This is a genomic window from Sulfitobacter sp. 1A15299 (genome assembly GCF_043556915.1).
In the GTDB taxonomy this organism is placed as follows: Bacteria; Pseudomonadota; Alphaproteobacteria; order Rhodobacterales; family Rhodobacteraceae; genus Sulfitobacter.
The window spans coordinates 1-25,735 of record NZ_JBIFFJ010000031.1 but is presented as its reverse complement, the minus strand read 5'-3'; the positions used below and the strand labels follow the sequence as shown (position 1 = coordinate 25,735).

Annotated in this window: 34 protein-coding genes and 1 pseudogene; 1 reads left to right on the top strand and 34 read right to left on the bottom strand. The window is 60.1% G+C overall.

The genetic code is table 11. The annotated features are described in order from the left end of the window. Positions 1-47: 47 nt before the first annotated feature. The 22 genes and pseudogenes from ACGYK7_RS16805 to rpmC form a co-directional block, all read right to left on the bottom strand. Positions 48-1,139, bottom strand: a complete 1,092-nt coding sequence (locus ACGYK7_RS16805) for a hypothetical protein (protein ID WP_394403596.1) — start codon at positions 1,137-1,139, stop codon at positions 48-50. Next, positions 1,136-2,305 (bottom strand): tyrosine-type recombinase/integrase, encoded by a 1,170-nt coding sequence (locus ACGYK7_RS16800; RefSeq protein ID WP_394403595.1) that lies wholly within the window; start codon positions 2,303-2,305, stop codon positions 1,136-1,138. Before ACGYK7_RS16800 ends, ACGYK7_RS16805 begins: the two co-directional genes overlap by 4 nt. Before the next feature lie 145 nt (positions 2,306-2,450). Further along, a pseudogene (locus ACGYK7_RS16795) lies at positions 2,451-3,215 on the bottom strand (AAA family ATPase); the annotation flags it as partial. A gap of 1 nt (position 3,216) precedes the next feature. Further along, positions 3,217-4,590, bottom strand: a complete 1,374-nt coding sequence (locus tag ACGYK7_RS16790) for a trypsin-like peptidase domain-containing protein (protein ID WP_394403594.1) — start codon at positions 4,588-4,590, stop codon at positions 3,217-3,219. A 115-nt stretch (positions 4,591-4,705) separates the two neighbouring features. After that, positions 4,706-5,122: a 50S ribosomal protein L17 gene (rplQ, locus tag ACGYK7_RS16785; RefSeq protein ID WP_271688296.1), complete on the bottom strand. Its 417-nt coding sequence runs from the start codon at positions 5,120-5,122 to the stop codon at positions 4,706-4,708. A 165-nt stretch (positions 5,123-5,287) separates the two neighbouring features. Further along, a complete protein-coding gene (locus ACGYK7_RS16780) occupies positions 5,288-6,304 on the bottom strand; it encodes a DNA-directed RNA polymerase subunit alpha (protein ID WP_007118862.1) in 1,017 nt (338 codons plus the stop codon). A gap of 114 nt (positions 6,305-6,418) precedes the next feature. Beyond that, the gene (gene rpsK / locus ACGYK7_RS16775) at positions 6,419-6,808 is read right to left on the bottom strand and encodes a 30S ribosomal protein S11 (protein ID WP_067263152.1); all 390 of its coding nucleotides are present in this window, start codon (positions 6,806-6,808) and stop codon (positions 6,419-6,421) included. Between the two features lie 15 nt (positions 6,809-6,823). Beyond that, complete coding sequence (rpsM, locus tag ACGYK7_RS16770; protein ID WP_067263150.1) at positions 6,824-7,192, bottom strand: 30S ribosomal protein S13; 369 nt, start codon at positions 7,190-7,192, stop codon at positions 6,824-6,826. Positions 7,193-7,452: 260 nt separating this feature from the next. Beyond that, positions 7,453-8,100: an adenylate kinase gene (locus ACGYK7_RS16765; protein ID WP_394403593.1), complete on the bottom strand. Its 648-nt coding sequence runs from the start codon at positions 8,098-8,100 to the stop codon at positions 7,453-7,455. After that, on the bottom strand, positions 8,097-9,479 hold the full coding sequence (gene secY / locus ACGYK7_RS16760; protein ID WP_394403592.1) for a preprotein translocase subunit SecY: 1,383 nt from the start codon (positions 9,477-9,479) through the stop codon (positions 8,097-8,099). Before secY ends, ACGYK7_RS16765 begins: the two co-directional genes overlap by 4 nt. Positions 9,480-9,598: 119 nt before the next feature. Next, a complete protein-coding gene (gene rplO, locus ACGYK7_RS16755) occupies positions 9,599-10,081 on the bottom strand; it encodes a 50S ribosomal protein L15 (RefSeq protein ID WP_067263142.1) in 483 nt (160 codons plus the stop codon). A gap of 627 nt (positions 10,082-10,708) precedes the next feature. Further along, positions 10,709-10,897: a 50S ribosomal protein L30 gene (rpmD, locus tag ACGYK7_RS16750; RefSeq protein WP_067267994.1), complete on the bottom strand. Its 189-nt coding sequence runs from the start codon at positions 10,895-10,897 to the stop codon at positions 10,709-10,711. 2 nt (positions 10,898-10,899) lie between these two features. Next, positions 10,900-11,481, bottom strand: a complete 582-nt coding sequence (rpsE, locus tag ACGYK7_RS16745; RefSeq protein ID WP_067267992.1) for a 30S ribosomal protein S5 — start codon at positions 11,479-11,481, stop codon at positions 10,900-10,902. Positions 11,482-11,650: 169 nt separating this feature from the next. Further along, positions 11,651-12,010, bottom strand: a complete 360-nt coding sequence (gene rplR / locus ACGYK7_RS16740; protein ID WP_067267990.1) for a 50S ribosomal protein L18 — start codon at positions 12,008-12,010, stop codon at positions 11,651-11,653. An 11-nt stretch (positions 12,011-12,021) separates the two neighbouring features. Further along, positions 12,022-12,555 (bottom strand): 50S ribosomal protein L6, encoded by a 534-nt coding sequence (rplF, locus tag ACGYK7_RS16735; RefSeq protein WP_394403591.1) that lies wholly within the window; start codon positions 12,553-12,555, stop codon positions 12,022-12,024. Between the two features lie 10 nt (positions 12,556-12,565). Continuing rightward, on the bottom strand, positions 12,566-12,958 hold the full coding sequence (gene rpsH, locus ACGYK7_RS16730; RefSeq protein ID WP_067267987.1) for a 30S ribosomal protein S8: 393 nt from the start codon (positions 12,956-12,958) through the stop codon (positions 12,566-12,568). Positions 12,959-12,970: 12 nt separating this feature from the next. After that, a complete protein-coding gene (gene rpsN / locus ACGYK7_RS16725; protein ID WP_136720403.1) occupies positions 12,971-13,276 on the bottom strand; it encodes a 30S ribosomal protein S14 in 306 nt (101 codons plus the stop codon). Between the two features lie 18 nt (positions 13,277-13,294). Continuing rightward, entirely contained in the window at positions 13,295-13,858 is a 564-nt protein-coding gene (rplE, locus tag ACGYK7_RS16720; RefSeq protein ID WP_394403590.1) for a 50S ribosomal protein L5, read from the bottom strand. Next, entirely contained in the window at positions 13,851-14,162 is a 312-nt protein-coding gene (rplX, locus tag ACGYK7_RS16715; RefSeq protein WP_067267981.1) for a 50S ribosomal protein L24, read from the bottom strand. Before rplX ends, rplE begins: the two co-directional genes overlap by 8 nt. A gap of 2 nt (positions 14,163-14,164) precedes the next feature. Continuing rightward, positions 14,165-14,533 (bottom strand): 50S ribosomal protein L14, encoded by a 369-nt coding sequence (gene rplN / locus ACGYK7_RS16710; protein ID WP_005621870.1) that lies wholly within the window; start codon positions 14,531-14,533, stop codon positions 14,165-14,167. A gap of 63 nt (positions 14,534-14,596) precedes the next feature. Then, positions 14,597-14,842, bottom strand: coding sequence for a 30S ribosomal protein S17 (gene rpsQ / locus ACGYK7_RS16705; protein WP_067267977.1), 246 nt, complete (start codon positions 14,840-14,842; stop codon positions 14,597-14,599). 14 nt (positions 14,843-14,856) lie between these two features. Beyond that, a complete protein-coding gene (rpmC, locus tag ACGYK7_RS16700; protein WP_209218384.1) occupies positions 14,857-15,060 on the bottom strand; it encodes a 50S ribosomal protein L29 in 204 nt (67 codons plus the stop codon). A gap of 342 nt (positions 15,061-15,402) precedes the next feature. On the opposite strand from rpmC, the gene ACGYK7_RS16695 reads away from it, so the two are divergent. Continuing rightward, the gene (locus ACGYK7_RS16695; protein WP_394403589.1) at positions 15,403-16,026 is read left to right on the top strand and encodes a TIGR02466 family protein; all 624 of its coding nucleotides are present in this window, start codon (positions 15,403-15,405) and stop codon (positions 16,024-16,026) included. A gap of 339 nt (positions 16,027-16,365) precedes the next feature. Here the strand turns inward: ACGYK7_RS16695 and rplP are convergent, their stop codons facing one another. The 12 genes from rplP to ACGYK7_RS16635 form a co-directional block, all read right to left on the bottom strand. Then, positions 16,366-16,779 (bottom strand): 50S ribosomal protein L16, encoded by a 414-nt coding sequence (rplP, locus tag ACGYK7_RS16690; RefSeq protein ID WP_007118841.1) that lies wholly within the window; start codon positions 16,777-16,779, stop codon positions 16,366-16,368. Positions 16,780-16,792: 13 nt separating this feature from the next. After that, a complete protein-coding gene (rpsC, locus tag ACGYK7_RS16685) occupies positions 16,793-17,500 on the bottom strand; it encodes a 30S ribosomal protein S3 (RefSeq protein ID WP_067267970.1) in 708 nt (235 codons plus the stop codon). Then, complete coding sequence (rplV, locus tag ACGYK7_RS16680) at positions 17,500-17,880, bottom strand: 50S ribosomal protein L22 (RefSeq protein WP_067267968.1); 381 nt, start codon at positions 17,878-17,880, stop codon at positions 17,500-17,502. Before rplV ends, rpsC begins: the two co-directional genes overlap by 1 nt. A 3-nt stretch (positions 17,881-17,883) precedes the next feature. Further along, the gene (rpsS, locus tag ACGYK7_RS16675; RefSeq protein ID WP_007118838.1) at positions 17,884-18,162 is read right to left on the bottom strand and encodes a 30S ribosomal protein S19; all 279 of its coding nucleotides are present in this window, start codon (positions 18,160-18,162) and stop codon (positions 17,884-17,886) included. Positions 18,163-18,165: 3 nt separating this feature from the next. Then, on the bottom strand, positions 18,166-19,008 hold the full coding sequence (gene rplB, locus ACGYK7_RS16670; protein WP_067267965.1) for a 50S ribosomal protein L2: 843 nt from the start codon (positions 19,006-19,008) through the stop codon (positions 18,166-18,168). Between the two features lie 311 nt (positions 19,009-19,319). Next, on the bottom strand, positions 19,320-20,489 hold the full coding sequence (locus ACGYK7_RS16665) for a PRC-barrel domain-containing protein (RefSeq protein ID WP_394403588.1): 1,170 nt from the start codon (positions 20,487-20,489) through the stop codon (positions 19,320-19,322). A 244-nt stretch (positions 20,490-20,733) separates the two neighbouring features. Further along, complete coding sequence (locus ACGYK7_RS16660; protein ID WP_394403587.1) at positions 20,734-21,765, bottom strand: fatty acid desaturase; 1,032 nt, start codon at positions 21,763-21,765, stop codon at positions 20,734-20,736. A gap of 641 nt (positions 21,766-22,406) precedes the next feature. Continuing rightward, a complete protein-coding gene (locus ACGYK7_RS16655) occupies positions 22,407-22,703 on the bottom strand; it encodes a 50S ribosomal protein L23 (protein ID WP_394403586.1) in 297 nt (98 codons plus the stop codon). Then, positions 22,700-23,317, bottom strand: a complete 618-nt coding sequence (gene rplD / locus ACGYK7_RS16650) for a 50S ribosomal protein L4 (protein WP_067267960.1) — start codon at positions 23,315-23,317, stop codon at positions 22,700-22,702. Before rplD ends, ACGYK7_RS16655 begins: the two co-directional genes overlap by 4 nt. Next, the gene (rplC, locus tag ACGYK7_RS16645; protein ID WP_394403585.1) at positions 23,314-24,192 is read right to left on the bottom strand and encodes a 50S ribosomal protein L3; all 879 of its coding nucleotides are present in this window, start codon (positions 24,190-24,192) and stop codon (positions 23,314-23,316) included. The genes rplD and rplC overlap by 4 nt, the downstream gene beginning before the upstream one ends. Positions 24,193-24,210: 18 nt before the next feature. After that, positions 24,211-24,531 (bottom strand): 30S ribosomal protein S10, encoded by a 321-nt coding sequence (gene rpsJ / locus ACGYK7_RS16640; protein WP_067267998.1) that lies wholly within the window; start codon positions 24,529-24,531, stop codon positions 24,211-24,213. A 427-nt stretch (positions 24,532-24,958) separates the two neighbouring features. After that, positions 24,959-25,735: elongation factor Tu (locus tag ACGYK7_RS16635; RefSeq protein ID WP_394403584.1), on the bottom strand; the 777-nt coding region annotated here is incomplete at its 5' end.

Genomic DNA, 25,735 nt, shown 5'->3' with positions numbered 1-25,735 from the left:
CCGATGCCCAAAGGTCTTCCTCTCAGCCATCGCTCTCGCCGCCACTGTCATCTACTGGCTATGAGTCCTGAGCCTAGGGAAACAACCTTCTTCCCGTCTTTCCAAATGGCCCACTGCGACCTCGCGTTCCCAATGGAACATTGGGTTCTCGAAAACGCCACCCTTCGATTCAAAAGCTGATCAGCGAAGCCCGCCGCTCCATTGACCGCCAAATCTACCTCGGCGGCAAATCGTTCAAAGTGCGCCGTATTCCGCCATTGTGCCATCGCGATCATATTGAGAAATGGATCATCCAATGCGACGAGGATCTCGATGTTAAGACTTGCCAACTCGAACCACTCATCCCTACACCCACGGATTCTTGGGGAGTGAGTTCGCTTTTTCTCGATCTTCTTGATATTATCTGCGCCGATCCGCGTCACAGCTTTATAGATTTTGTCATGTAGTTCTGGATGATTGTCCCGAAGTCGCCTCCTAATATCTGACCATGCCCGGATAAACGCGGAGGCATAGTCAATAAGGAGGTCAATATATTGCTCATTCGTGTATTTCAGATTGTTGCCGAATATATCTTCGAGGGATCTGGTTGGCTTACTTTTCACCGCCGTCAATTTTGGCCAATAGCCGCTTTTGGGACCTTTTGCGCCCCTCCCGCCAACTATTGCCCTGATTTCGCGCTTCACCTTAACGTCGTCGCTCGCTTCGGCAGCCTTTTTGAACAGCCTCTTTGCGTTTTCCATATTTTCGTTGATGCCATGTTCGGAAATTGACTCTGACTTCAAGCACTTCAGTAGCGATCTCCCGAAATACCTCCAGTCCGGCTCAACTCCGCGCGCCCCAACCTTCAATATCAACTCGAACGTTCTTTTATATTTCCAGACACGAGAAGTTGTGATGCCCGAATCTGGAGAATTTATAGCTGCAACCATCGGTCCGATATATCGATGGCTTTGCAACTCGAGAGGGATTTCGACCTCTTGCATCAAACCCGCGTGATTCACTCCAAACCTCGCCGTCCCCTTTAGATTTCCCGGCAAAGTTCGAATATTACTGCGGTATTCTGCGGCATAGTCGCTGGCTTCATCGGCATGAGCATCACGGGTTACGTGGGATTCCTCAAATTCAGACTGTTCGGTCATGCAAGTTCCTCAGAGAATTCGCTGTAGCACTCGGTGCCGAAATTCTGGGTTGGATCTACTATCGCAGCATTCTGATCTTCGGGGCTTCCATTCCGCAGTATTTCGAAATTGACGTATACCTTCGTCGTTTCGAAGCTTTCGTGCCCTAATCGTTCTCTGAGTTGTTCATAGCTCTCGTTTAGCGCACGAAGCTTGTTTGCAAGATTAGTCGCGTAGGTGTGCCTTAGGCCATGGAATGTCCGTGTTTGACGATGTCTGATCCAAAATTCGAGATTGGGCGTATTAGCGTTTCCATGCAATAATACGGCATCCTTGCATGCCTTGTATATTTTTGATGGATACGAACTGCTCAGCTTTGTATTCTGGGCCGAGCCAAACGCAATATCACCGGGGACCTTGAAGGTCTGAATATAACGCAAGATATCCTTCGCCAGAGCCGTCGGGAACGCAATTTGCCGAACCTTGCCGACGCCTCGCCCCTTTCCGATAATCGAGTATAGAAACTCGGTCTTACGACTTCTTTCTGCTTTCTTCAGCTCGTTCGTGATCCTCCGGATACTGAAGTTGTCGGGATCGACAATTTCGGCCGCGCGGCAACCAGTCTCGTATGCGACGCGGAGTATCAGCTCATCGCGCTTTCTCAGCTTCGCGCTTTTCCTGGCAACATAGCCAGAAAGAGTCTTAAAGTCTTCATAGGTTAGGTATTTTGCGTAGAGGCCAAACGGATCAAGTGAATTCTTAGTGCCGGCGACTAAATCGATGCTCTCTTGAAGACTACTATTATTGTATTCTGTTACTTCTACAGCATCCTCAACAAATCCAAGATGCTCCATTGCCTTATAAAAGGTAGCGATCGACCCATGATATTGCCCGATAGTGGACGCGTCTAAATGTTTTTCTTGAAAAAGATACTTGTCGCAGTATGCCTCGAGGAGAAATTTATCGACTTCGAGCGGCGCTATCCCTTTGCTTTTAGCAAAACTCAAGAAATTGGCTACCCGGTGAGCCAATTGATTATACCCCCGAATCTGGCGGTGGTATTCGTTTATAAGCCATATAGATGCCGGAAAAAAAGGTTCAAGCGTATCGGCATCTCGGATCATCTTGACGGTTCTCACCATGCCGTGGTGTTCAACTTTGCAGGTGACAACCTCAAATCCGCGCATGCTGCTCCTAATATTGATCGCCTGGGAATGGGTATAAAATAACGTCATACATGCATAATACATTCTGAAGTAAAAATCTACCCATTTTCCACTTTTGTTCTCGTTGAGCTAAGCTGGGTAGATTTCAGGCCGCGAAGTGTAGGGTTAAATATGAAATCAGGTTGTAATGCGAATCGCCTGATTTGTCGTATTGCGCCGCGCGGCGCATCAGGCGTTTCGACAGCCCCACCTTGTCGAGCGGCGCGTCGTCCTTCCACGCGGTGACCTGTTCGATCAGATTGAGCAGCGCGCGCCCGTCGCCATCGGCCATCTCCAGCAGCGCCTCGCGCGCGTCAGGTTGCAGCGGCAGGGGCTTGCCCAATTCGCGCTCGGCCCGTTGCGCCAGACGCTCCAGATCGTCATGCGGCAGGCGTTCGAGTACCAGCACCTGCGCACGGCTCAACACGGCGGCGTTAAGCTCGAAGCTCGGGTTTTCCGTGGTGGCGCCGACAAGAAGGATGGTGCCATCCTCCATATGTGGCAGAAAGCCGTCTTGCTGCGCCTTGTTGAAACGGTGTATCTCGTCGACGAAGAGCAGCGTCCCCTGCCCCTGCCTGCGGCGCATCTTGGCGGCCTCGAACACCTTGCGCAGTTCCGGCACGCCCGAGAAGATCGCGCTGATCTGCACGAAATGCAGGTCGGTCTCGTTGGCCAGAAGCCGCGCGATGGTGGTCTTGCCGACGCCCGGCGGCCCCCAGAAGATCAGCGAGGACAGCGCCCCGGCGTCCAGCATCACCGAAAGCGGCGCATCGGGGCCGAGCACCTGCTCCTGCCCGATCACCTCGGCCAATGACTTCGGCCGCAGCCGGTCGGCCAAGGGACGGTGGCCGCCCTCTTCCGCCTCGTCTGTATCTCCGAACAGATCCGCCACGCTACCCCCTGAACTGCAGCGCCATGCGCCGGTCGCCCCGTTGTATCACCATCTGGATGCGCCGCACCTGCCCCGAGAGCAGCGCCACCAAGGCGGCCGTGTCCTCCACCGCCACGCCGTTGACCGCGAGGATCACGTCACCGTTCCGGAGCCCCACGCGCGGGCCGAAGCGCCCCGTATCAAGCACCACGACGCCCGCGCTTTCCAAGGGCAGGTTCATCTCGGCAATGACCGCCGGGTTGATCCGCGCGGCCCTAAGCCCCGGCAGCAGGCTGCGGGCGCCCAAGGTGACCTCGGCCCGGTCCGGCACGTCGGGCGCGGCGATCAGGGCGACGGTCACCACCATCAGGTCACCGGCGCGCATGACGCCCACGCGGGCGGAATGGCCGAGCCCCGCGACCGACATGCGGTAGATCATCTCCGCGGGCGTGTTCACCGGCTCACCGTCGACGCTGACGATCACGTCGCCGACCTTCAGCCCCGCGCCGTGAAAGGGGCTCGCCGCATGCAGACCCGAGACGATGATGCCACCCGGACGGTCCAGCCCCAATGGCCCCGCCATCTCGGCATCCACCGGCTGGCCCGAAAGCCCCGCCCAAGGGCGCTGGAAAGCGCTCTCGCCCGCGCGGGCCTGTGCGACGAAGGCCGCGACCAGATCGGCAGGGATGGCGAAGCCGATGCCGTTGCTTCCCCCCGAGCGGGTGAGGATCGAGGTGTTCACGCCGATGAGCCGCCCGGACATGTCAATGAGCGCGCCGCCGGAGTTGCCCGGGTTGATCGGCGCGTCGGTCTGAATGAAATAGCCCTGCCCGCCGCCGCCTGCCGCGCCCGAGCGCGCCAGCCCGGAGACGATCCCGCTCGACACGGTCTGGCCCACACCGAAGGGGTTGCCGATGGCGAGCGTCAGCTCCCCCACTTCCACCGCGTCGCTGTCGCGCAGTTCGAGGAAGGGCAGATCCTCGGCCCCGTCGAGCTTGAGGATCGCCAGATCGCTCTCGGCGTCGCCCAGAAGCACGCGGGCGCTGTATTCGCGCCGGTCGTTCAGCACCACGCGAATGTCGGTGGCGGTGCCGACGACATGGTAGTTCGACACGACGATCCCGTCGGCGGACAGGATCACGCCGGAGCCGAGCGAATTCTGCACCCGGGGCCGCTCGGAAAAGGGATCGCGAAAGAAACGTTCGAAGAAGGGATCGGCCTGCAACGGCGTGCGCCGGGATTCGGTGATGGTGCGGGCGTAGATGTTCACCACCGCGGGGGCGGCCTGTTTCACCAGCGGCACGAAGCTCAGCTGCATCTGCGCGGCAGAGCTGGGCACCTGCTGCGCCATCAGCGGCGCGGCCAGCAGCATGAGGATCAGGGCAAGGGCTCTCATGCCCCCAGATATGCGCAGGGAGCGGGGCCGGTGCAACTGCGAACTAACGCCCCTGCCCGGCAAAAGAAAAACCCCGCCGAGGGGCGGGGCTTTCCGAATAACCATGGCGGAAATCTTATTCCGCCGCGTCCTCCTCGGCCAGGCGCGCCTTGTCGGCGGCACCCTTGGCGTCGCGGTCGCGGTCGACGAATTCGATGATCGCCATCGGCGCCATGTCACCATAGCGGAAGCCGGCTTTCAGGACGCGGACGTAGCCGCCCTGACGGTCCTTGTAGCGCGGGCCCAGAACGTCGAACAGCTTGGCGACATACTGGTCTTCCTTCAGCTTGCTTGCGGCCTGACGGCGGGCGTGCAGGTCGCCGCGCTTGGCGAGCGTGATCATCTTTTCGATGATCGGCTTCAGTTCCTTGGCTTTCGGCAAGGTGGTCTTGATCTGCTCATGCTCGATGAGCGAGCCTGCCATGTTCGAGAACAGCGCCTTGCGGTGTTCATGTGTACGGTTCAGGCGGCGGTATCCACGTGCGTGACGCATTGTCTTACTCCAATCGTGATGCCCTCTACGGGCGGTTTTGCTTTGTCTGGCCCGCGATGCGTGTCACGGGCTCTCCTTGGGGCTTACGCCCGGTCTTCACGGTTGCGCCGATTTCTTTGAAAGAAATCGGTGCCGGAGACTTTGAAAGTTTCCGGCGCCCGTATCTTAGAACGAATCCTCGAACTTCTTGGCGAGGTCTTCGATGTTCTCTGGCGGCCAGTCCTCGACATCCATCCCGAGGTGCAGGCCCATGCCCGAGAGCACTTCCTTGATCTCGTTCAGCGACTTGCGGCCGAAGTTCGGGGTGCGCAGCATCTCGGCTTCGGTCTTCTGGATCAGATCGCCGATGTAGACGATGTTGTCGTTCTTCAGGCAGTTTGCCGAACGCACCGAGAGCTCCAGCTCGTCGACCTTCTTCAGCAGCAGCGGGTTGAACTCCAGACCGTCGTCGTCGTCCTGGCGCGAGGCGCTTTCCGGCTCGTCGAAGTTCACGAAGATGCCGAGCTGGTCCTGCAAGATGCGCGCGGCGAAGGCCACGGCGTCGTCCGGCGTGATGGAACCGTCTGTCTCGACCTTCATGGTCAGCTTGTCATAGTCCAGCACTTGACCCTCACGGGTGGGCTGCACGTCGTAGGAGACCTTTTTGACCGGCGAATAGATCGCGTCGATCGGGATCAGGCCGATGGGCGCGTCTTCCGGCTTGTTCTTGTCGGCGGAGACATAGCCCTTGCCGGTGTTGACGGTCAGTTCCATGTAAACATCCGCACCATCGTCGAGGTGGCAGATCACATGCTCGCGGTTCAGAATCTCGATGCCGGCGGATTCGGAGATGTCACCGGCGGTGACGACGCCCGGACCCTTGGCGGAGATCGACAGGCGCTTCGGCCCTTCGACTTCCATGCGCAGGCTGACGCCCTTGAGGTTCAGGATGATGTCGGTCACGTCTTCGCGCACACCGGCGACGGAGGAGAACTCATGCAGCACGTTGTCGATCTGCACGGAGGTGATTGCCGCGCCCTGCAGCGAGGACATCAGCACACGGCGCAGCGCGTTGCCGAGGGTCAGACCGAAGCCCCGCTCCAGCGGTTCGGCCATGACGGTCGCCTGACGTGCGGGGTCGTTGCCCGGCTTGACGTCAAGCTGTTGCGGCTTGATCAATTCAGCCCAATTCTTGTGGATCATGCGTCCCTCCATCCTTGTTTGTGCCTCATGTCCAAATGACACAAACGCTCGAGGTTTCTGAAAAGCGGTATGGGGCCGCACGCCAGGCGCGACCCCATGTCAAACAATCCCGGCTTAAACGCGGCGGCGCTTCGGGGGGCGGCAGCCGTTGTGGGCCATCGGGGTCACATCACGGATCGAGGTGATGTTGAAACCGGCGGCAGCCAGGGCGCGCAGCGCGCTCTCGCGGCCCGAACCGGGGCCCTGCACTTCGACTTCCAGCGTCTTGACGCCGTGATCCTGTGCCTTGCGGCCCGCGTCTTCGGCGGCCATCTGGGCAGCATAGGGGGTCGACTTACGCGAACCCTTGAAGCCCATGGTGCCAGCGGACGACCAGGAGATCGCGTTGCCCTGCACGTCCGAGATCAGGATCTTGGTGTTGTTGAAGCTCGAGTTCACATGCGCCACGCCTGCGGCGATGTTCTTGGAGACCTTACGCTTGGTGCGTGTCTTATCGCGTGCCATTGATCGGACCCTCCCTTATTTCTTCTTGCCAGCAATGGCCTTCGCGGGGCCTTTGCGTGTGCGTGCGTTGGTATGGGTGCGCTGGCCGCGAACCGGCAGGTTGCGACGGTGGCGCAGGCCACGGTAGCAGCCGAGGTCCATCAGGCGCTTGATGTTCATCTGCGTGTCACGACGCAGGTCGCCTTCGACGGTGTAGTTGGCGTCGATGTGCTCACGCACGGCCAGAACTTCGGCGTCGGACAGTTCGTTGACCCGGCGGGTCTCGTCGATGCCGACAGCTTCGCAGATGGCCTTGGCGGAGGAGCTGCCAATACCGGTGATATAGGTGAGGGCGATGGGAACCCGCTTTGCAGTCGGGATGTTTACGCCGGCAATACGTGCCACGTTAGCTATTCCTTTTCGTTGCGGGTCCGTGATTCCAGACCCTTTTTTCACAACACAAGCCCGAGGCATAGGGCCATCGGGCTAAGGCTGATCAGGTGATCTTGCGGGGTTGGGCGGAACCCTTGCCGCAATTTGATTCTCTTACGAGATAGGGGTGACTATGAGGTTTTTCTGAGGGCGTCAAGGCCCGCGCAGAACTGTGTGCCGATCGGCAGCGCGAAGGCAAAGGAAAGCACCCCCTGCCCCGCGCTGCCGGGAAATCACTTGTCGAGAACCTGCGCGATCGCGCCGCGCACTTCGTCGATCTTTCCCAGACCGTTGACGCCGCTGAGCATGTCTTTGGCATAGTAGTAGCCGATCAGCGGGGAGGTCTGCTTGTAATAAGCCATCAAACGGGTCTTGAGGCTTTCCTCGTTGTCGTCGGCGCGGCGCTTGAACTCGGTCCCGCCACAGTTGGTGCATTTGCCATCTTCGGGGATCGGTTTGGTCAGGTCGTTATAGACCTCGCCGCAGCTTGCGCAGGTGGACCGCGCGGTGATGCGGGCGACCAGCGCCTCATCATCGACCTTCATCTCGATCACGGCATCGAGGATCTGGCCCTCTTGCGCCATCAGATCCGCCAACGCATCGGCTTGCGCCAGCGTGCGGGGGAAGCCGTCGAAAATAAAGCCGCCATGCTCGGCCTTGTCGGTCAGCTTCTCCCGGATCAGGCCGATGACGATCTCATCGGTGACAAGCGCGCCGCGGTCCATCACGTCGGCCACAATCTTGCCCATCTCTGTGCCGCTGTCCTTGGCTTCACGCAGCATGTCGCCGGTGGACAGCTGAACCATGTTGCGGGTCTCGACCAGATGACGTGCTTGGGTGCCTTTGCCTGCGCCCGGAGGCCCGAGTAGGATAATATTCATCGACGTACGGGGCTCCGTTTCTTGCGTGTACCTTTGCCTTTGCCCGCGCCCTTGCCGCGCAGCTGAGACTTCTCGAGCAGACCTTCATACTGATGCGCCAGCAGATGGCTCTGAACCTGTTGGATCGTGTCCATGGTGACCGAGACCACGATCAGCACCGAGGTGCCGCCGAAGTAGAACGGGATCGCGAACTGGCCGCGCAGAATCTCGGGCAGAACACAGACCGCCGCCAGATAGGCCGAGCCGAGCACGAGGATGCGGTTGACCACATACTCCAGATACTCAGCAGTGCGCTTGCCGGGGCGGATGCCGGGGACAAAGCCGTTCTGGTTCTTCAGGTTGTCGGCCACGTCATCGGGTTTGAAGCTGACGTTGAAAGTGTAGAAATAGGCGAAGAAGACGATCATGCCCACGAAGAACAGCAGGTAGAGCGGCTGACCGGGGCCGAAGTTCGCCAAGAGCCAAGACATCACCGGGCTGGTGGAATTGCCCGAGAAGGTGCTGACGGTGACCGGCAACAGCAGCAGCGAGGAGGCGAAGATCGCCGGGATCACGCCCGCCGGGTTCACCTTGATCGGCAGGTGGCTGGAGCCGCCGTCATACATCTTCATCCCGACCTGACGGCGGGGGTATTGAATGTGTATCTTGCGCAGGGCGCGCTCCATGAAGACCACGAACATGATTGTCGCGATCACCATGACCAGCACGCCCACGATCACGGCGGGGCTGATCGCGCCCGATCGGCCCGAGGCAAAGAACTGCGCGATGGCGGCGGGAACTTCGGCGATGATGCCGACAAAGATGATCAGCGAGATGCCATTGCCGATGCCGCGTGCGGTGATCTGCTCACCCAGCCACATCAGGAACATGGTGCCGCCGACAAGGGTAATCATACAGGCCGCGATGAAGCTGAAACCCATCTGGCCATCGGCCACGATGTCACCGGCCTGAAGGCTGACGGCAAGGCCGTAGGACTGCAGCGTCGCCAGTGCCACGGTGCCGTAGCGGGTGTACTGGTTGATCTTCTTGCGCCCCTGCTCGCCCTCTTTCTTCAACTGCTCCAGCGCCGGAACCATGGAGGTCAGCAGCTGAACGATGATCGAGGCCGAGATATAGGGCATGATGCCCAGAGCGAAGATACCCATCCGGCCAAGCGCGCCGCCGGTGAACATCGACACCATGCCGCCGATGCCTTGGCCTGCGCTCTCCATGAAGTCACGCAGCGCGCCACCGTCGATGCCGGGAACCGGAATGAAGGTGCCAAGGCGGTAAACGATAAGCAGCCCGAGCGTGAACAGAATCCGGTTGCGCAGGTCTGTTGCCTTGCCCAATGCGGACCAGCTCGTGTTCGCGGCCATGTTTTCGACGGCAGATACCATGAGGGGTCTCTTCTTTTGTTGCGAAAACGCCGCCCGGGCCGTTTTCCGGCGGGCGGCGTTCGGGAAAACTTGAGGTTATGTAAGCGGCTGGCGCGCCGCTCACAAGCCTTAAGGCCGCTTTACTCGGATGCCTCGGCCGCCTTGGGGGCGGTCACGGTCACCTTGCCGCCTGCCTTCTCGACCGCCTCGATGGCGGACTTGGAAGCGCCAGCGACGTTCAGGTCGATCTTGGAGGTGATGTCACCCTTGGCCAGAACGCGGATACCGTCCAGCTCACGACGGACCAGACCGGAGGCCACCAGCGCCGCGGCGTCGATGGTGTTGCCCGCGTCGAGCTTCTTGGCGTCGATGAACTTCTGGATCAGGCCCAGGTTGACGACAGCGAAGGATTTGCGGTTCGGCTTGTTGAAGCCACGCTTGGGCAGACGCTGGTAGATGGGCATCTGGCCGCCTTCGTAGCCATTGATGCTCACACCCGAGCGGGATTTCTGACCCTTGATACCACGGCCACCCATTTTACCCTTGCCAGAGCCGGGACCACGGCCAACGCGCATACGCTTCTTGGCTGCGCCTTCGTTGTCGGAAAGTTCGTGCAGTTTCATGTCGCTTCTCCTTATGCCGGAAATGGCCCCCAGCGACGGGAGTGGCCAAACGCGGCGTTGCGATTCCATTGCGACCCAACACGGGCCACCGGGGGCGTATAGGGGATGGCGGGGGGCGTGACAAGGGGGGCGTGGCGACTACCTCCAGCGCCCCACCCCTGTCGACCTGATCCCACCGGCTAGTGGCAATGATATGGCTTTGATCCGGCATGGCAACATCGCCCCGGCGGTGAGGATTTCCTACATCCGCCCCCATGGGCGGGGCCGTCGGGGGTACCTAGTTGGCTGGTTGGCATCTGAACCGACGCGAAGGACGGCCCACCAGCCGCCACAAATATAAGGGCGAGTATAGCAAAGGGTTTCATCGTTAATCCTATCCGTTTACGCCCCGAAAAAATGCGTGAGGCCATTCAACGGTAAATGTTAACGAAATATTAACAAGTGTTGAAAACAGAGTGGGCGAAGGAATCGACCTCACGAGTTCTTCAGTAAGCGGACCGAACGCGCACCAAGCGCGCCTCAGCATTCGCCTGCCAAACCCGCAAATCCCGCAACGCAAAACGCCCCGCAGTTCCCTGCGAGGCGCTTTCGTAGCGTGGTCCCCCACCCTACCGCTGAACCCTAGGTTCAGCCTTTCTCTTCAACGATCTCGACCATATGCGAGACCTTGTTGATCATGCCGCGGACGGAAGGTGTATCTTCCAGCTCACGGGTACGACCCATCTTGTTCAGGCCGAGGCCGACCAGCGTTGCGCGCTGTTTGGCGGGGCGGCGGATCGGCGAGCCGACCTGCTTGATTACGAGTGTCTTGGCCATGCTTATGCCTCCTCAGCCACTTGAGCGGAGGACTCGACGTTGTCTTCACGCTTGGGCAGAATGTCAGCCACTTTCTTGCCGCGGCGCTGCGCGACGGAACGGGGCGATTGCTCTTTCTTCAGACCGTCCAGAGTGGCGCGGATCATGTTGTAGGGGTTCTGCGAACCGACCGATTTGGACACAACGTCTTTCACGCCCAGCATCTCGAACACGGCACGCATCGGACCACCGGCGATGATACCGGTACCTTCAGGTGCTGTGCGCATGATGACGCGGCCTGCGCCGTGGCGACCATGCATATCGTGGTGCAGGGTACGGCCTTCGCGCAGTTGCACGCGGATCATCTGACGCTTGGCCTGCTCGGTCGCCTTGCGGATGGCCTCAGGCACTTCCTTCGCTTTACCCTTGCCAAAGCCGACGCGGCCTTTCTGATCGCCCACGACCACGAGTGCGGCGAAACCGAAACGCTTACCACCCTTAACGGTCTTGGACACGCGGTTGATCGCGACCAGACGGTCAGCGAATTCCGGGGTCTCGTCGCGTTGGTTGCGGCGGTTGCCCCCACGGTTGTCATCTCTTGCCATCTGGCATCTTCCTTTTTCTGTGGCCTTACCGGCCCTTAGGATCAATCCTGGTGAGCCCATGGCCCCCGGATCATCGAGAGGGCCTTCCCGGCCCTCTTCGCAGGAAGGCTATGCACCGGGCATAGCCTTCGTATGAAAGCGGGTGCGTGGTTGCCCACGCACCGCACCATCAGATCTTCAAACCGCCTTCACGCGCGGCTTCGGCCAGAGCCTTGACCTTGCCGTGGAAGAGGAAGCCGCCCCGGTCGAAGTATGCTTCTTCGACGCCGGCTTTCTTGGCACGTTCGGCAATCGCGGCACCGACTTTGGTCGCTGCTTCGATGTTGTTTTTGCCAACCACGCCCAGATCCTTCTCCATGGAGGAGGCGGAGGCAAGTGTCACGCCGTTCACATCGTCGATCAGCTGGGCCGAGATGTTCTTGGACGAACGGTGTACCGACAGGCGAAGACGCCCGGCGTTGACTTTGCGGAGTTTGTTCCGAACGCGCATGCGGCGCTTCAGGAACAGCTGTCGTTTGGTATTTGCCATCAATCCGTTCCTTACTTCTTCTTGCCTTCTTTGCGGAAGATGAACTCGCCCTTATAGCGGATGCCTTTGCCCTTATAGGGCTCGGGCTTGCGCCATGCGCGGATGTTCGCGGCAACCTGACCAACGAGCTGTTCGTCGATGCCTTCCACAACGATTTCGGTCTGCTTGGGTGCCGTCACGGTCACGCCCTCGGGCGCAACATAGTCGACATCGTGGCTGAGGCCGAGGTTCAGTTTCAGCGTGTTGCCATTCATGGCCGCACGATAACCAACACCCTGGATTTCAAGCTCTTTCTTGAAGCCCGTGGTGACGCCGGTCACCAGGTTTTCGATCATGGTGCGGGACATGCCCCACTGTTGACGGGCGCGCTTGGACTTGCCGCGCGGTGTCACAGTGATGGCGTTGTCTTCGACCGCGAGGGTCACGTCGTCAGTGGCACGGAAGCTGCGGCTGCCCTTGGGGCCCTTCACTTCGATGGTCTGACCGCTCACCTCTGCCGAGACACCCGACGGCATAGCGACTGGTTTCTTACCGATACGAGACATTGTCTTCTCCTTAGAATACGGTGCAGAGCACTTCGCCGCCAACATTGGCAGAGCGTGCAGATGCGTCCGACATCACACCTTTGGAGGTGGAGACAATCGACACGCCGAGGCCCTGACGGACGACGGGAATGTCATTGACGGCCATGTAGACGCGGCGACCGGGCTTGGAAACCCGCTTCAGCTCGCGAATAACAGGTTCGCCTTCGTAGTACTTGAGGCTGATCTCGATGGCGGGGTGGCCATCGGCGCCCGTGACTTTTTCATAGCCGCGGATGTAGCCTTCGTCGGCCAGCACGTCCAGAACCCATGCACGCAGCTTGGAGGCCGGTGTCATGACAGTGGATTTGCCGCGCAGCGAAGAGTTACGGATGCGTGTCAGCATATCTGCGATAGGATCGTTCATCTGATGCGCTCCTTACCAGCTCGACTTGACCATGCCGGGAATCTGGCCGGAAGAGCCAAGGTCCCGCAGCGCGATCCGAGAAATTTTCAGTTTACGATAGTAGGCGTGCGGGCGGCCCGTCAGCTGGCAACGGTTGTGCAGACGCACAGCAGAGCTGTTGCGCGGCAGTTTCGCCAGCTTCAGGGAAGCGCGGAAACGCTCTTCCATCGGTTTGCTTTCATCGCTCACGATCTCTTTCAGAGCCGCGCGCTTGTCAGCGTACTTTTTAACCAGTGCTTCGCGCTTCTTCTCGCGCTCAATCATGGATTTCTTAGCCATTTCTAATCCTTCCCGCGCTTATGAATTGAAGGGCATGTTGAATGCTTTCAACAGCGCCTTTGCTTCAGCGTCGGTTTTCGCCGTGGTGGCGATCACGATGTCCATACCCCAAGTCTCGTCAACTTTGTCGAAGTCGATTTCGGGGAACACGATATGCTCTTTCAAGCCCATGGCGTAGTTGCCACGGCCGTCGAAGCTTTTGCCCGAGATGCCGCGGAAGTCGCGGATACGGGGCATTGCGATCGTGATCAGACGATCGAGGAATTCATACATACGCTCGCCACGCAGGGTCACTTTCGCACCCAAAGGCATGTCCTCACGCACGCGGAAACCAGCGATGGATTTCTTGGCCACGGTTGTCAGAGCCTTCTGGCCTGCAATCGCGGTCAGGTCTTCCTGAGCCGATTTGGCTTTCTTGCTGTCGCGCACGGCTTCGGCACCGCAGCCGATGTTCAGAACGATCTTGTCCAGCTTGGGGATCATCATGTCGTTCTTGTAGCCGAATTCCTCTTTCAGGGCGGCGCGGATCTTCTCGCGGTATTCGGCCTGAAGGCGGGGTGTGTAGGTTGCGGTATCAAGCATCGATCACGTCCCCCGTGGTCTTGGCAAAGCGCACTTTCTTGTCGCCTTCGATTTTGAAACCCACGCGGGTGGCTTTGCCATTGGCATCCACCAGTGCGAGGTTGCTCAGGTCGATCGGCATCGCCTTGGGGATGCGGCCGCCTTGAGATGTCTGTGTCTGGCGCGTGGCGCGGATGGCGATTTTCACGCCGTCAACGATGGCCTTGTTCGACTTGGGGTCAACGGACGAGATGGTGCCCGTCTTGCCTTTGTCCTTGCCGGACAGGACGATGACCTTGTCACCTTTGCGAAGTTTAGCAGCCATGATTACAGCACCTCCGGAGCGAGCGAGATGATTTTCATGAAGTTCTTCGCGCGCAGCTCACGAACGACCGGCCCGAAGATACGGGTACCGACGGGTTCGTTGTTGTTATTCAGGATAACAGCGGCGTTGCGGTCGAAGCGGATGGCGGTGCCATCTTCACGACGAACTTCTTTGGCGGTGCGAACGACAACGGCCTTGCGGACGTCGCCCTTTTTCACACGACCACGCGGGATGGCTTCCTTGACCGAGACGACGATGATGTCGCCGACGGACGCGTATTTACGCTTGGAACCACCCAGGACCTTGATGCACTGAACACGGCGCGCGCCGCTGTTGTCAGCAACATCCAGGTTGGTCTGCATCTGGATCATTTGGTTTCTCCCGACCTTCTGGGGGGCGATGCGGCCCTCATCCCAGGGTTTCGTTTAAGGGGCTCAGGCCTCGGCTTTGTCCGAAGTCAGAACTTCCCAACGTTTGGTTTTCGACTTGGGGGCACATTCGATGATGCGCACAGTGTCGCCCACCTTGAACGTGTTGTTCTCATCGTGAGCCCGGTATTTCTTGGACTTACGGATGGTCTTTTTCAGAACCGGATGCGTAAAGCGGCGCTCTACGGAAACGGAAACTGTTTGTGCGTTGGCGTCCGATGTCACGGTGCCTGTAAGGATACGCTTGGGCATGTTTCAGGCTCCTATTATTCGGCTGCCGCAGCAGCGGCTTTCTGGTTCAGCACGGTGTGGACACGGGCCACGTCACGCTTAACAGTCTTCAGACGTGCGGAGTTCTCCAGCTGGCCGGTGGCCTGCTGGAAGCGCAGGTTGAAGGATTCTTTTTTCAGGTTCACAAGTTCGTCGCGGAGCTGGTCCGGCGTCTTGTCGTGCAGTTCGCTGGCTTTCACGGCCTCTTCCTTTCAACATCACCAGTAGGCCCCTGTCAGGGTGACCATGATTCTGGTGGAGTTCATGATGAAAGGTGCCAATACGCGGGGTGCCGCCATAACGCAACCCCTTATCCGGATTCATGCGCGCAATGCGCTAAGGGCCGCGCCTGACCTTGGGTAGGCGCATCTGTCTTCACAGTTTGCCCCGCGGCTGAGAGGCCCGCAACCCCTATGTCCGCCGGAACGGTTCAAGGCGCCTTCCCGGGGGGGGGGGGGGAGGTCAGGCGCGGCCCGTGCCTGCGGCAGGCACTAAGGGATATTTGGCTCGCCAATCGAACTTCAGCCCGGTAATCAGGGCCCATGTCAAACATCAAATCGCTCTTCGCCACCCGCCTCTATCACGCCGCCCTCTCCGAGAAGGGCAAGCTCATCGACATCGACGAGCTGACCGCCTCGTGTTTCTCGATCGCCGAGGATGACGAGGCCGGGCAGGACTGGTGCGAGGCCAATGGCTATGCCGGCTACACCTCCTATGCCTCGCTCGACGACCTGCCCTACCGCTTTCCGATCTTTGCGGATCTGAAGAAGGTGCTGGATGCCCATGTCGCGGCCTTTGCGGAGGATCTGCAGTTCGATCTCGGCGACCGCAAGCTGGTGCTGGACTCGCTGTGGCTGAACATCCTGCCCGAGGGCGGCATCCACACCTCGCATATCCACCCGCATTCGGTGGTCTCGGGGACGACCTATGTGACCATGCCCGAGGGCGCCAGCGCGATCCGTTTCGAGGACCCGCGCCTGCCGATGATGATGGCCGCCCCCGGCCGGGTGAAGGACGCGCGCGAGGAGCTGCGGCCCTTCATCTATGTGGCCCCCGAAGCGGGCGACGTGCTGCTGTGGGAAAGCTGGCTGCGCCACGAAGTGCCGATGAACATGATCGAGGACGATCGGGTGTCGGTGAGCTTCAACTACGCCTGGGAGAGCTGAGGGCCAGCGCCTGCCCGCGGGTGGGCGATCCCACGGTGCCTCGTGCCACTTTATGGCGCAGCCAAGATGTGCGTTCTCGAAGTCGCACCCAGCCTCACCAAATCGCCTACCCGGTCGCACCGAAGGTGCGCCCAACATATGACGGCACGCCTCTGGCGTGACGGGCGGGCAGGCGACGGCCCGCCGCCTACGGGTTGTTTCCGGGCCGGGTGGCACGGACCGGCGAGATTTGCGCCAGCCGGCGCTTGCGCGTCTTTCCCCTGCCCCGCCAAAGCAAAACCCCCGCCGATCGCTCGACAGGGGTCTTTTCTTTCTGCCACCCCTTGCGGGGCTGCGGGCTTACCAGTCCTCGCGGACCACGACCCGAGTCTTGATCGGCAGCTTCATGGCTGCCAGACGCAGGGCTTCGCGCGCCACGTCCTCGCCGACACCGTCGATCTCGAACATGATACGGCCCGGCTTGACCTTGGCGGCCCAGAAGTCGACGGAGCCCTTACCTTTACCCATACGAACTTCGACGGGCTTGGAGGTCACCGGAACGTCCGGGAAGATGCGGATCCAGACACGGCCCTGACGCTTCATGTGACGCGTCATGGCGCGGCGTGCCGCTTCGATTTGACGGGCTGTAACCCGCTCCGGCTGCAGCGCCTTCAGGCCGTAGGTGCCGAAGTTCAGGTCAGACCCGCCCTTCGCCAGACCCTTGATCGAGCCTTTGAACTGCTTGCGGAATTTAGTACGCTTTGGTTGAAGCATTTCTCATTCCCCCTTAGCGACGACCGCCGGCACCGCGAGGTGCTGGGCCGTCTTGGAGTTCCTGTGCCTTGCGGTCACGCGCAGCGGGGTCGTGTTCCATGATCTCGCCTTTGAAGATCCAGGTCTTGATCCCGATGATGCCGTAGGCGGTGGACGCCTCGACATGCGCGTAATCGATGTCGGCACGCAATGTGTGCAGCGGCACGCGACCTTCGCGGTACCATTCGGTACGCGCGATCTCGGCCCCACCGAGACGACCCGCGAGGTTCACGCGGATACCCAGTGCGCCCATGCGCATGGCGTTCTGCACGGCACGTTTCATGGCGCGGCGGAAAGACACCCGGCGTTCCAGCTGCTGTGCAATGCTCTCACCAACCAGATGTGCGTCCAGCTCAGGCTTGCGGACCTCAACGATGTTGAGGTGCAGTTCGGAGTTGGTCATCTTGGCGATTTTCTGGCGCAGCGTTTCGATGTCCGCGCCTTTCTTGCCGATGATGACGCCGGGGCGGGCTGTGTGGATCGTGACGCGGCACTTCTTGTGCGGACGTTCGATGATCACACGGGCAACACCGGCCTGGTGGCACTCTTTCTTGATGAAGTCGCGGATCGCGAGGTCTTCGAGCAGAAGATCACCGTAATCCTTGGTGTCGGCGTACCAGCGGCTGTCCCAGGTGCGGTTCACCTGAAGGCGCATACCGATCGGATTGACTTTGTTACCCATCAGGCTTGCTCCTCAACTTGACGCACTTTGATCGTGATCTCGGCAAACGGCTTGATGATCTTGCCGAACCGGCCACGTGCACGCGGGCGACCGCGCTTCATGGTCAGGTTCTTGCCGACATAGGCCTCGGCCACGATCAGCTCATCGACGTCCAGGTTGTGGTTGTTTTCCGCGTTGGCGATGGCGGACTGAAGGCATTTCTTCACGTCCTGCGCGACCCGCTTCTTGGAGAAGGTCAGGTCGGTCAGCGCCTTATCCACGGACTTGCCACGGATGAGGGCAGCAACCAGGTTCAGTTTCTGCGGGCTGGTGCGAAGCATGCGCAGTTTTGCCATTGCTTCGTTGTCTGCCACGCGGCGGGGATTCTTATCCTTGCTCATGGCTTATTTCCGCTTCGCTTTTTTGTCGGCGGCATGACCGTAGTAGGTCCGAGTCGGGGAGTATTCACCGAACTTCTGACCGATCATGTCTTCGCTGACGTTGACAGGAATGTGCTTGTGACCGTTGTAGACGCCGAACGTCAGACCCACGAACTGGGGCAGAATCGTGCTGCGGCGCGACCAGATCTTGATCACTTCGTTACGACCGCCCTCACGGGAAGCCTCTGCCTTTTTGAGGACATAAGAGTCGACAAAAGGACCTTTCCATACTGAACGAGCCATTGATTAACGCCCCTTCTTCTTGGCGTGACGCGAGCGGATGATAAGCTTGCTGGACGCTTTGTTCTTGTTGCGGGTCTTGGCACCCTTCGTCGGCTTACCCCAAGGAGTAACCGGGTGACGACCACCAGAAGTCCGGCCTTCACCACCGCCGTGCGGGTGGTCGATCGGGTTCATCACCACACCACGCACAGAGGGACGGATGCCCTTGTGGCGCATGCGGCCCGCTTTACCGTAGTTCTGGTTGGAGTTGTCGGGGTTGCTGACGGCACCGACGGTGGCCATGCATTCCTGACGCACGAGACGCAGCTCGCCGGAGCTCAGACGGATCTGAGCGTAGCCACCGTCACGACCCACGAACTGGGCGTAGGTGCCGGCGGCACGGGCGATCTGACCGCCCTTGCCGGGCTTCATCTCGATGTTGTGGACGATCGTACCGATCGGCATGCCCGAGAAAGGCATCGCGTTGCCAGGCTTGATGTCCACTTTGGCGCCGGCGATGATCTTGTCGCCGATGGCCAAACGCTGCGGGGCCAGAATGTAGGCCTGCTCGCCGTCTTCGTACTGGATCAGTGCGATGAAGGCGGTACGGTTGGGGTCATATTCGATCCGCGCGACAACAGCGGACATGTCCAGCTTGTTCCGCTTGAAATCAACGATACGGTAGAGGCGCTTTGCACCACCACCTGTACGACGCATTGTGATTCGTCCGGTGTTGTTCCGGCCACCGGATTTGGTCAGACCCTGAGTAAGGGCTTTGACCGGGCGGCCTTTCCACAGCTCCGAACGGTCGATCAGTACCAGTCCACGCTGGCCTGGCGTCGTCGGTTTGTACGACTTGAGTGCCATGTTCTCTGTCTTCCGTTTGCTAGGCACGCTCGCACCGAGGTGAAAGCGCGTTGGTTATAGGGCCCCGAAGGTCCCCTGTGGGAGTGGTGGGTGGGTTTAAATCTCTTGCGAGGCAGGCATCCCAACCACCGGGATCGTTCAAATAGCCAAACCCCGGACGAATCCGGGGTCTGAGCCGATGTGGCGACCTAACAGGTTCGCAACTGCCCGTCCAGTGGGCAGAGCGAAAATCCTCCCCCTGCCCCGCACAAAAGAAAAGAAGGCGCCGAAGCGCCTTCTTCTACTAGTTCAGCGGTTACCCAAACCGGGTATTAGTCAAGGCCAATGCTCTCGGCCAGACGCATACCGGGGTCGAGGATTTCAACTTCGGCTTCGTTGAATTCCGGCATGCTTTCCAAACGCTCTTCGGTCACACCGGGAACGATGACTTCGTCTTCACGCATGATCAGCTTCTCAACCGGGATGGCAACTTCGTTCTCGCCCATACCGAGGAAACCACCGACGCCGATGATCGCCACTACGGTATCGCCACGGACGCCGATGAAGTCGATTTCGCCAACGTCTTCACCGGTCTCGGTGGCAACGCTGCGGCCCGTCAGTTCTTCGGCGGTCAGGTTGAAGATCGGCAGACGCTGCACGTCTTCCTGATAGCGCGCGCGGTCATCGTCGGACATGTTGCCCTGCGCGTCGGCGTTGAAGTCTTCCATCAAGACACGCGCTTGCTCTTGATCGACGTCGATCTCGGCACCTTCGGCACCTTCAACGTTAACCTGCGGTGCTTCGGCCTCTTCGACCACGACATTCGCGTCTTCACCCTGCTGCACGTTCACGTCGGCTTCTTTCTGCTCGACGTCGACTTCGGCTTCCTCGGACTCGGCGACATTCACGTTGGCCTCGGCCTGCTCAACGGTCACGCGGGGCTCCGCTTCTTCGATGGTGACCTTTGGCTCGGGGCGCACGAATTTCACGACGGGTTCGGGCTGCTCCAGATCGACGATCGGTTCACCGGTTTCCACGTCGACCTGCGGTTTCGGCACCTGCACAGTCACAACCGGCTCGGGGATGCGCACGGTAACCTGCGGCTGTGCCTGCTCAACTGTGATGATCGGCGCTTGCTGCTGCACGCGCACGGTCGGCTCGGGGACGGCCACATTCACCTCGGGCTGGCCCTGCTCCACCGTCACCACGGGGGCGTCTTGCGAGACGTTCACGTCGGGTTCGGGAACGGTCACGTCAACTTCGGCGTCTTCCTGTTCGACGACCACTTGGCCGCCCGCGACATTTGCGGTCGCGGCTGCGCCACCTTCGACCTCGGCTTCAGCACCTTCGACCTCGGCTTCGGCTTCCATCTGGGCTTCGGCTTCGGCATTGCGTTCGATGGTCTCTTCGACCTTTTCAGTCGCATCCTGCGCCAGAACCGGAGCGGCCGCGAAAAGGGCAACAGCGGATACGCCAGCCATGAATGTTTTGGTATAGATCATCAGGTCTCTCCCGTCTTCATTTACGATCAGTGAGGTGCGCAGCACCCCGTCTTCCACGGGGAGACAACCGGCAGCTTTTCGCTCTGTTCCGAGAAAATTGAAGGCTTTTTTTCGGAACTTTCCTGGGGGTCGCCGCATGATTGAGCGGGGAACAAGGGGATTGTGTCTTCAGGTAATGGCACCCTTCCTAATGCAAAGACCCCCGCCGAAGCGGGGGCCATGAACATCATCAAATCCAGCGATGTCAGGCGACCCGGCGCGCCTGCGCGAAGGACAACAGGCGCTTGCTTTTCTCATCCCACAGGTGCAGCCGCGCATTGGCGAGGCTTTCGCGGATGGTCATCCGGTTCCCCTCGGCCAAGGCGACATGATCGCGCAGCACCTCCGGCAAGCGATAGAACGGAATGCGGCTATAGAGGTGGTGCACATGGTGAATGCCGATATTGGCGCTCAGCCACTGCAAGGGACGTGGCAGAATGTAATGCGAGGAGCCGCGAAACGCCGCATCATGCAGGTCCCAAGCGTCGCTCTCTTCCCAATGGGTCGTCTCGAACTGGTGCTGCACATAGAACAGCCACATGCCCGCCGTGGCCGCCAGAAGGGTGCTAGGCACGAAGATCAGCACAATGGGCATGATCCCCCCGAAGTAGAAGATCACCGCAAGGGCCGCGAGGATCGTCAGATTGGTGCCCATCGCGCTCAGCCAATAGCGGGTCTGCGCCATCAGCCCCAGCGGCACGCGGTTCTGCACGAAGAACAGATAGGTCGGCCCAAGGCCAAAAAGCACGATCGGGTTCCGGTACAGGCGGTAATGCAGCCGCCCGAACAGCCCAAGCGCGCGATACTCCGCAACCGTGAGCGTGTGGATATCGCCAATGCCACGACGGCCAAGGTTCCCGGCCGAGGAGTGGTGAATCGAGTGGGTCCGGCGCCATACGTCATAGGGCGTCAACGTCAGCACCCCCAGCACACGCCCCACCCAGTCACTGGTGCGGCGGCTGCTGAAAAAGGCCGCATGGCCGCAGTCGTGTTGGATCGCGAAAAGGCGCAGCAGGAAGCCCGCGTTCACCAGCGAGATCGCCAGCGTCAACCAGCCGCTGACCGAGAGCGCCCACCAAGCCAGCGCCCAAAGGAGGATGAAGGGGCCGAGGGTGATTGCCAGTTCAAAACTGCTGCGCCAGGTGCTCGGCTCGCGGTAACGGGCCAGCACGCGCACCCAGTCGCGCGCGTTCGACACGTCCGCAGACGCGCCGGGAGTAGATTTTTCGTGAGACATGGACCTGCTTTTTGTCGTTTTTCGAGGTCTTGTAGAGGAATGCGCGCGGCAAGCAACGCCCGCGTCACCCTTTGCCGTTACGTCGCGGCATTTGGGCTGGAAATGGCCGGAAGTGGGGGAGGGTTGAGCCTGCTGCTAGTCCATGGCCGGGGTCGCATTCATGGTCAGAAGGCCAGCGCCTGCCCGCGGGTCGGCGATGCTGCGGACATCGGCGCCACTTCATGGCTCAGGCATGATATGCGCTCACGAGGTTGCGCCCAACCTTACAAAATCGCCTACCCGGTTGCACCAAAGGTGCGACCAAATAAATCTGACACGCCTTCGGCGTGACGGGCGGGAAGGTGATGGGCCGGCCCCTGCGGTGTACCACGGACTTCGAGTGGACTCGCACGAAGGGTCATCGCCTGCCCGCGGGTCGGCGATCAGGCGTTGGCATGTGCCACTTTATCTCTCAGCCGTGATGTGCGTTCGCGAGGTCGCACCTAGCCTCACCAAATCGCCTACCCGTCCGGGCGGGCAGGCGATGGCCCGGCGCCTGCGGCTTGGCTCCGGGCCAAAGCGGCACCCAGACACCACGCACCTTCACAAAACGAAAAAGGCCCCCGCAATGCGGAGGCCTTTCCCAAATGTCTAACCGGCAATCAGAGCCCGGTGGAGACGTCGATCGTGTTGCCCTCTTCGAGCGTCACATAGGCCTTTTTCACGTCCTTACGGCGGCCCATCTGGCCCCGGAAACGCTTGACCTTGCCTTTGGTGATGGTCGTGTTCACGGCCTTCACCTTGACGTTGAAGAGCGCCTCGACGGCCTCTTTGATCATCGGCTTGTTGCTGTCGATCGCGACTTCGAAGACAACGGCGTTCTGTTCGGACGCCATGGTGGCCTTCTCGGTGATGATCGGCTTGCGGATCACGTCGTAGTGTTGATGCTTGGCGCTCATTTCAGGCGTGCCTCCAATGCTTCGATCCCCGCTTTGGTGATCACCAGAGTGTCACGCTTGAGGATGTCATAGACGTTTGCGCCCATCGACGGCAGGATGTCCAACCCATCGATGTTGCGCGCGGCCTGTGCGAAGTTCTCGTTGACCGAAGCGCCATCGATGACCAGCGCGCGTTTCCAGCCCAGGTTCGAGACCTGCTTGGCCAGAGCGGCGGTTTTGCCCTCGGAGGTCGCCTCGTCGATGATGACCAGCGAACCGGCTTTCGCTTTGGCGGACAGCGCGTGGCGCAGGCCCAGCTTGCGGAACTTTTTGGTCAGCTCATGGCCGTGGCTGCGCGGGGTCGGACCCTTGTAGATACCACCCTTGCGGAAGATCGGCGCGTTGCGGTCACCGTGGCGTGCGCCGCCGGTGCCCTTCTGGCGATAGATCTTCTTGGTCGAGTAGCTGGTCTCGGACCGGGTCTTGACCTTGTGCGTCCCCTGCTGCGCGTTGTTACGCTGCCAGCGCACGACGCGGTGCAGGATGTCGGCACGCGGCTCCAGGCCGAACAGGGCTTCGTCCAGGTCTACGGACCCGGCTTTGCCACCGTCGAGTTTGATGACATCGAGTTTCATGCGTCACCTTCTTTCTTGTCAGCGTCGGCATCGGAATTGTCGGCATCCGAACCTTCAGCTGCGATTTCGGCTTCTGCGGCTTTCAGCGCTTCGGCTTCCTGTGCGGCTTGCTCTTCGGCCAAACGCTTGGCTTCGGCTTCTGCCTCTGCGGCGGCGGCGGCGGCGGCCTCTTCGGCTGCTTTCGCGGCTTCTTCAGCGGCGGATTTCAGAGCGGCGGGCAGAATCGCGTCTTCGGGGAACGGCTTTTTGACCGCATCCTTGACGGTAACCCAACCACCTTTGGAGCCGGGAACGGCGCCTTTGACCATGATCAGACCACGCGCGCTGTCGGTCTTGACGACTTCGAGGTTCTGCGTGGTGACACGGGCAGCACCCATGTGACCGGCCATTTTCTTGCCTTTGAAAACCTTGCCGGGATCCTGACACTGGCCTGTGGAGCCGTGCGAACGGTGGGAGATCGACACACCGTGCGAGGCGCGCAGACCGCCGAAGTTGTGGCGCTTCATCGCACCGGCAAAACCTTTACCGATGGAAGTGCCCGCAACGTCGACATACTGACCGGCAAAGTAATGGTCAGCGGTGATTTCCTCGCCGACGTTGATCATCGCGTCCGCGTCGACGCGGAACTCGGCCAGCTTGCGCTTGGGTTCCACTTTCGCCGCGGCGAAGTGACCACGCATGGCTTGGCTTGTACGTTTGGCTTTCGCCGAACCGGCACCGAGCTGAACGGCGGTGTAGCCGTCACGGTCTGCGGTGCGCTGTGCGACAACCTGAAGCTTGTCCAACTGAAGAACGGTCACAGGGATCTGCTTGCCGTCTTCCATGAACAGCCGGGTCATGCCGACTTTTTTTGCAATAACGCCTGAGCGCAACATATGATTACCCTCCCGGCTTTACGATTGCAGCTTGATCTCGACGTCCACGCCAGCGGCGAGGTCGAGCTTCATCAGCGCGTCCACGGTCTGGGGGGTCGGATCGATGATATCCAGCAGACGCTTATGCGTGCGGATTTCAAACTGGTCACGGGATTTCTTGTCAACGTGGGGGCCACGCAGAACGGTGAATTTCTCGATCTTGTTCGGCAGCGGAATGGGACCGCGAACCGAAGCGCCTGTGCGCTTGGCAGTGCTGACGATTTCCTGAGTGGAGGCATCGAGCACCCGGTAGTCAAACGCCTTCAGGCGAATGCGGATGTTCTGGCTTTGAACGGCCATATGCATATCCCTTGTTTTGGGATTCTAACGGATTGGAGGAAGCAGGCTCATCCGGCCCCCTCTTCGCGCCTTGGTCATAAATCAAACGGGGCGCGTCTAACGCACCCCGGTTCGATGGGCGTCCTATAGGGGGAATCACAGCAAGTGGCAAGAGGGTTCTAAAAACCCCCGTGTTTTTAGAACCAGTGCGCAAAGTCACGCCGCCCCGGCGTGACCGCGCCCCCCGTCCGCGTTCAATCACAACCGGAAAACGCGCCGTCCCCTCCGTATCAGGCGCACTCCGCAGCCCCCTCTCCTGCCAACGCGAAAGGCCGCGGCAAACACCGCGGCCTTCCAAATATCCGAACCGTGGTCCCCGATCAGGCCGGGGGGTGGGGTTTCATCGCTCCTGCGGAGCGACTGCCGCCCACCGGGCCCGATCCAAAGATCAATCGGTGATTTTGGAAACGACGCCCGCGCCGACAGTCCGGCCACCTTCGCGGATCGCGAAACGCAGGCCGTTTTCCATGGCGATCGGTGCGATCAGCTCAACGCCGAAGGACACGTTGTCGCCCGGCATGACCATCTCGGTGCCTTCTGCCAGCTGAACGGTGCCGGTCACGTCAGTTGTACGGAAGTAGAACTGCGGACGGTAGTTCGCGAAGAACGGCGTGTGACGGCCACCTTCCTCTTTGGTGAGGATATAGGCCTCGGCTTCGAACTTGGTGTGCGGTGTCACGGAGCCGGGCTTGCAGAGAACCTGACCACGCTCAACGCCGTCACGCTCAACGCCGCGCAGCAGGGCGCCGATGTTGTCGCCTGCTTCACCACGGTCCAGCAGCTTGCGGAACATTTCCACGCCGGTGCAGGTGGTTTTCTTGGTGTCGCGGATGCCGACGATTTCGATTTCGTCGCCCACGTTGATCACGCCACGCTCGACACGCCCGGTCACAACGGTACCACGACCGGAGATCGAGAAGACGTCTTCGACGGGCATCAGGAAGGGCTGGTCCACGGCACGCTCAGGTGTCGGGATATAGGCGTCAACTTCTTCCATCAACTTGCGGATCGCGTTCTCGCCGATGTTCTCGTCACGGCCTTCCATCGCCGCCAGAGCGGAGCCGGGCACGACGGGGATGTCGTCGCCCGGGTAGTCGTAGGAGGACAGCAGTTCGCGGATTTCCATCTCGACGAGCTCAAGCAGCTCTTCGTCGTCAACCTGGTC

Bases quoted from the DNA above. Each gene is read 5' to 3' on its own strand.
- ACGYK7_RS16805 (WP_394403596.1), bottom strand. From the start codon at position 1,139: ATGACCGAACAGTCTGAATTTGAGGAATCCCACGTAACCCGTGATGCT.
- ACGYK7_RS16800 (WP_394403595.1), bottom strand. From the start codon at position 2,305: ATGCGCGGATTTGAGGTTGTCACCTGCAAAGTTGAACACCACGGCATG.
- ACGYK7_RS16790 (WP_394403594.1), bottom strand. From the start codon at position 4,590: ATGAGAGCCCTTGCCCTGATCCTCATGCTGCTGGCCGCGCCGCTGATG.
- rplQ (WP_271688296.1), bottom strand. From the start codon at position 5,122: ATGCGTCACGCACGTGGATACCGCCGCCTGAACCGTACACATGAACAC.
- ACGYK7_RS16780 (WP_007118862.1), bottom strand. From the start codon at position 6,304: ATGATCCACAAGAATTGGGCTGAATTGATCAAGCCGCAACAGCTTGAC.
- rpsK (WP_067263152.1), bottom strand. From the start codon at position 6,808: ATGGCACGCGATAAGACACGCACCAAGCGTAAGGTCTCCAAGAACATC.
- ACGYK7_RS16765 (WP_394403593.1), bottom strand. From the start codon at position 8,100: ATGAATATTATCCTACTCGGGCCTCCGGGCGCAGGCAAAGGCACCCAA.
- secY (WP_394403592.1), bottom strand. From the start codon at position 9,479: ATGGTATCTGCCGTCGAAAACATGGCCGCGAACACGAGCTGGTCCGCA.
- rplO (WP_067263142.1), bottom strand. From the start codon at position 10,081: ATGAAACTGCACGAACTTTCCGACAACGAAGGCGCAGCCAAGAAGCGT.
- rpmD (WP_067267994.1), bottom strand. From the start codon at position 10,897: ATGGCCAAGACACTCGTAATCAAGCAGGTCGGCTCGCCGATCCGCCGC.
- rpsE (WP_067267992.1), bottom strand. From the start codon at position 11,481: ATGGCAAGAGATGACAACCGTGGGGGCAACCGCCGCAACCAACGCGAC.
- rplR (WP_067267990.1), bottom strand. From the start codon at position 12,010: ATGGCAAATACCAAACGACAGCTGTTCCTGAAGCGCCGCATGCGCGTT.
- rplF (WP_394403591.1), bottom strand. From the start codon at position 12,555: ATGTCTCGTATCGGTAAGAAACCAGTCGCTATGCCGTCGGGTGTCTCG.
- rpsH (WP_067267987.1), bottom strand. From the start codon at position 12,958: ATGAACGATCCTATCGCAGATATGCTGACACGCATCCGTAACTCTTCG.
- rpsN (WP_136720403.1), bottom strand. From the start codon at position 13,276: ATGGCTAAGAAATCCATGATTGAGCGCGAGAAGAAGCGCGAAGCACTG.
- rplE (WP_394403590.1), bottom strand. From the start codon at position 13,858: ATGCTTGATACCGCAACCTACACACCCCGCCTTCAGGCCGAATACCGC.
- rplX (WP_067267981.1), bottom strand. From the start codon at position 14,162: ATGGCTGCTAAACTTCGCAAAGGTGACAAGGTCATCGTCCTGTCCGGC.
- rplN (WP_005621870.1), bottom strand. From the start codon at position 14,533: ATGATCCAGATGCAGACCAACCTGGATGTTGCTGACAACAGCGGCGCG.
- rpsQ (WP_067267977.1), bottom strand. From the start codon at position 14,842: ATGCCCAAGCGTATCCTTACAGGCACCGTGACATCGGACGCCAACGCA.
- ACGYK7_RS16695 (WP_394403589.1), top strand. From the start codon at position 15,403: ATGTCAAACATCAAATCGCTCTTCGCCACCCGCCTCTATCACGCCGCC.
- rplP (WP_007118841.1), bottom strand. From the start codon at position 16,779: ATGCTTCAACCAAAGCGTACTAAATTCCGCAAGCAGTTCAAAGGCTCG.
- rpsC (WP_067267970.1), bottom strand. From the start codon at position 17,500: ATGGGTAACAAAGTCAATCCGATCGGTATGCGCCTTCAGGTGAACCGC.
- rplV (WP_067267968.1), bottom strand. From the start codon at position 17,880: ATGAGCAAGGATAAGAATCCCCGCCGCGTGGCAGACAACGAAGCAATG.
- rpsS (WP_007118838.1), bottom strand. From the start codon at position 18,162: ATGGCTCGTTCAGTATGGAAAGGTCCTTTTGTCGACTCTTATGTCCTC.
- rplB (WP_067267965.1), bottom strand. From the start codon at position 19,008: ATGGCACTCAAGTCGTACAAACCGACGACGCCAGGCCAGCGTGGACTG.
- ACGYK7_RS16665 (WP_394403588.1), bottom strand. From the start codon at position 20,489: ATGATCTATACCAAAACATTCATGGCTGGCGTATCCGCTGTTGCCCTT.
- ACGYK7_RS16660 (WP_394403587.1), bottom strand. From the start codon at position 21,765: ATGTCTCACGAAAAATCTACTCCCGGCGCGTCTGCGGACGTGTCGAAC.
- ACGYK7_RS16655 (WP_394403586.1), bottom strand. From the start codon at position 22,703: ATGAGCGCCAAGCATCAACACTACGACGTGATCCGCAAGCCGATCATC.
- rplD (WP_067267960.1), bottom strand. From the start codon at position 23,317: ATGAAACTCGATGTCATCAAACTCGACGGTGGCAAAGCCGGGTCCGTA.
- rplC (WP_394403585.1), bottom strand. From the start codon at position 24,192: ATGTTGCGCTCAGGCGTTATTGCAAAAAAAGTCGGCATGACCCGGCTG.
- rpsJ (WP_067267998.1), bottom strand. From the start codon at position 24,531: ATGGCCGTTCAAAGCCAGAACATCCGCATTCGCCTGAAGGCGTTTGAC.